The organism is Moorena sp. SIO4G3 (assembly GCF_010692305.1).
Lineage (GTDB): Bacteria > Cyanobacteriota > Cyanobacteriia > Cyanobacteriales > Coleofasciculaceae > Moorena > Moorena producens_A.
Genome location: NZ_JAAHIG010000582.1, coordinates 1 through 3736, shown reverse-complemented (window position 1 = coordinate 3736; position 3736 = coordinate 1). Strand labels below are relative to the sequence as shown.

Genomic DNA, 3736 nt, shown 5'->3' with positions numbered 1-3736 from the left:
CCTAACTACTATATTTCAAAAAAAGCTTCGGTTACCTCATTACTATCAGAAATCCGCTTATTGACAAGCTATAAATAAAATTAAGGGTAATCAAAACTAGTCGATTAATCCTATTCTGTTAGTCTCTGGGAATTAAAATAAAGCAAGATTTAATCTGAATCTCTACAAGGCAGGTAGAACAATGGATGTAGAGTGACAGATTCTCAAGTAGCCTCAAGAGTAGTCTCAATCAATCTAATCCATAAGACATTTCACTGGTTAAAACCCCAAATTTCCCCTTTATACTAATTCCGCACTAAGCCAGCTGATTGTAATATTTGTTTAATAGTTGTAATAATTAGAAAAGGTTTCTGAGACTATGACAGTTGGTAGCAGGGTTCCGACATTCTGTCAAGGAATTCAGTATTTTGGTAACACCATACCGGGTTTTGATGCGGCTTTTGACCAATATGGGCAACAAGCAGCGATTGCCCTGGGGCAAAAAGCAATCCCATCTCCTGATGATCCAGCAGCTGTCTTCCAGACCTTACTGGCTGCTGATGCCCTACGCTACCTAACCCTGCACATCACTGCTAGTAAATCCTCTGGTCATCCAGGGGGATTTGCCAGCATTGCGGACGGCATTGCCGCCTTGGTCATGCTGGGTTACAAAAACATTATTACTGAAGTGGGACACCACGCCCCAGGGTTCTACAGTAACATGTTTCTGGATGGCTCCCTAGAGGAGATGGGCATTAAGACTGTAGAACAGATGGGGGAACGCTTCCGAGAAATGCACGGATTGCTCGGACACCTTTCTGGTCAAATTCCCGGACTCCTCAATCCGGCTGGCCCCCTCGGACAAGGGCAACACTTTGCTATGGCTGGGGCTTTGCTTCATCCAGGAGTACTATTCCCAGTTACCATTGGGGATGGGGGCTTGGGTGAACCTTATGTGATGAGCAGTTTTGGTCACTTCTCTACCGCCTATCCCCAGGTGACTAATTTTCTGCCAATCTTAGTGTGGAATGGTTACAGCCAGGAACACCATAGTATGGTTTCCACAAAGTCCAATCAAGAGATGATTGCATACTGGCAGGGGAATGGTTTCCAAGAGGTTATCTTAATCAATGCTAAGGATTATGATGATGCTGACCAACCTGGTGAGTATGTCGATAGCACAGAGTTTTCTTTGCAGAAGCGATTGGCATTTACCCAAGGGGTTTTGGAAGCTACGGATAAAGCTGCTAAATCAGCCTTGAGTGGTAAGTTAACGGTGCTGATTGTTAAACAACTAAAAGGAGCCGGAGTCCACAAACGGGGAGCGAAAGCTCACAATCTCTACCCAGGAGATACCCTGGAAAAAGATTATATTGTTAGTGCCCTAAAAGCTCGGGCGTTGCCTTCTAAAGCTTGGGAATTAGTCAGGACAAATTTTGAGCGTTCTGGAGGAGGGCCAGCCGCCCATACTGTAGTCACAGAAAAGGAATTACCTTTGCCAGATTTAGGTGAATTACCTTTAGAAGAATTTGTGATTGACGGAGACAAGAAAATAGCGACTACAGCTATGGGAATGATAGTTGCTCATGTGGGGCAAAAAGACCCTAATTTTATTATCTCGAATGCTGATGGGAATGCTGCTTCTGGAATTAATAATATTAACCAAGCTCTAAAAATTATCCACCCGACCCCGGATGAAACCTACTTCCAAGGACCAAAAGGTCAGGTGTACGAACCCTTGAGTGAAGATGCTTGTGCTGGATTAGCGGTAGGGTTAGCTTTGTTTGGCGCTCGTACTCTGTGGTGTTCTTATGAATCTTTTGCTATCAATGGGTTACCCATTTGGCAAACCGTTACCCAAGCCATGGCAGAATTGCGCCGTCCTACTCCGTCTACTATTACATTATTTACGGCTGGGGCACTGGAGCAAGGACGCAATGGTTGGACTCACCAGCGTCCTGAAATTGAAAATTACTTTGCTGCTATGATGCGCAATGGCAATATTTTCCCCTTGTTTCCCTGTGATGCTAATAGTATTCAAGTCTGTTATGAGTGGGCGCTGAGTACTAAGAATAAAGGAATTACGATTACTGCTAGTAAGTCACCCTTACCGGTGCGCACGACCTTTGAGCAAACCCGTCAAGGCTTGCAAGATGGTGCAATAGTATTGCATGAAACTAAAGGCAGTAAAACCGTTGTGTTTGCGGTGATTGGGGATATGAGCCTGATACCAGTGTTTGATGCTGCTTCGGATTTGGAAAACCAAGGGATTGGGGTGCGGATTGTTTCGGTAATCAGTCCCCGCCGCTTGTACCGTCCTGATGATACGGCTTGGAAAACCTGTACTGACGCTGATGGCGGTTTCTTGGATGATCAGGGGTTTGAACGGCTGTTTGGTGGGGATGGATTGATTGGTGTTACTGGTGGTACCAGTGCCATGCTCGAACCGATTATGTTACGTAGTACTTGCAAACGGGATGTGGTGGCTTGGAAGCGTGGTGAAACTGCTAGTAGTGCTGGTCAAATTATGGCGTTTAATGGCTTAACTGCTGAAGCTTTGGCCAAACGGGCCACTGAGTTATTTAGTGCGTAGGGTGCGTTAGGGGCGGACTTGCCCTTATTTTTCCCCTCGAGCGCCAGGGTTGGGATAGTCCGCCCCGTAACGCACCACCTTTGGGCTCACACTCATTTTCAGCCTCGAGCGCCAGGGTTGGGATAGCCCGCCGGAAGATTGTAACGGGCAAGATGCCCGTTCCACCAAGATGCCCATTCCACGCTTGATGCCCGTTCCACCCACCGGGTTAAATAGCTTTAATGAGATGCACCCAACCAAGCCCCCTGCGCGAACCCAATAGTAAAAGTCAAGAGTTGTTAAATTAAGGCAGATTCATGTTCCAAGAGATTGCTGCTCAGATTGCTTTTTCCCCCTCCTTTCCCTATTTATCCACAGCCCTAGGGATTACTAGCATAGCGGGACTACTGGGCTGGCGCTGGTGGCAACGCAAAAATATTTACAAATCCCTAGAGTCACTCCCCTGTCCTCCCAAACACTGGCTATTGGGAAATGTTCCTCAGGTATTAGCAGCAGTTAAACAGAAGAAATACTTCCAATTATTGTTTGATTGGAGCAAGCAGCTAGGCCCGATTTATGTTTTATGGATCGACCGTCCACGTTTGATTTTGAGTCAACCAAAGGTGATCGAAAACACCATTGTCAATGGCATCAAAGATGGCAGCTTGGTTAGGTCTGAGCGAATGCGCCAAATTTGGAACGACATTGGTGTTCCCATTATGATCGGAGAAAACGGGACTGAGTGGCAGTGGCGACGGAAGGCTTGGAATCCTGAATTCAATTCTAGTGGTCTGTCGAAATACTTTGAGATTATTAACCAAGCCTGCGAACAAGTAATTGCCAGACTTCAGCAAGATGCACCGCAAACAGAGGTAATGGTAGATTCCGTATTTGTGGAACTAACCATGAGGGTGATTTTCTATTTAGTGATCGGAATTCCTGTGGAGGGGAAATCCTCTAGTTCTGAAGGACCACCCCTCGATATTCTAAAGGCTCACGAGGCGATGTCTATTTGGGGATATCGGGTTCTACGGTTATTCAGTGGCGAAAAGATATGGATGAAATATTTGCCCACTAAGGCTTCACGAGATTACTGGAGAGCAATGGCATATTTAGAGGGTTTGATTGGTCCGAGAGTGGACAAGGCCTTGAAGATGAGAGAAAAAAACCCGACTAATTGGACGA

General features: G+C 46.0%; 2 protein-coding genes. Both read left to right on the top strand.

What is annotated here, in order from left to right; all coding sequences use genetic code 11:
- Nucleotides 1-358: 358 nt before the first annotated feature.
- The gene (locus F6J99_RS43130; RefSeq protein ID WP_293123110.1) at nucleotides 359-2572 is read left to right on the top strand and encodes a phosphoketolase; all 2214 of its coding nucleotides are present in this window, start codon (nucleotides 359-361) and stop codon (nucleotides 2570-2572) included.
- 296 nt (nucleotides 2573-2868) lie between these two features.
- The coding region (locus F6J99_RS43125) for a cytochrome P450 (RefSeq protein WP_293123107.1) at nucleotides 2869-3736 on the top strand (868 nt) is incomplete at its 3' end.

Coding starts and splice junctions, on each gene's coding strand:
- F6J99_RS43130 (WP_293123110.1), top strand. CDS start 359: ATGACAGTTGGTAGCAGGGTTCCGACATTCTGTCAAGGAATTCAGTAT.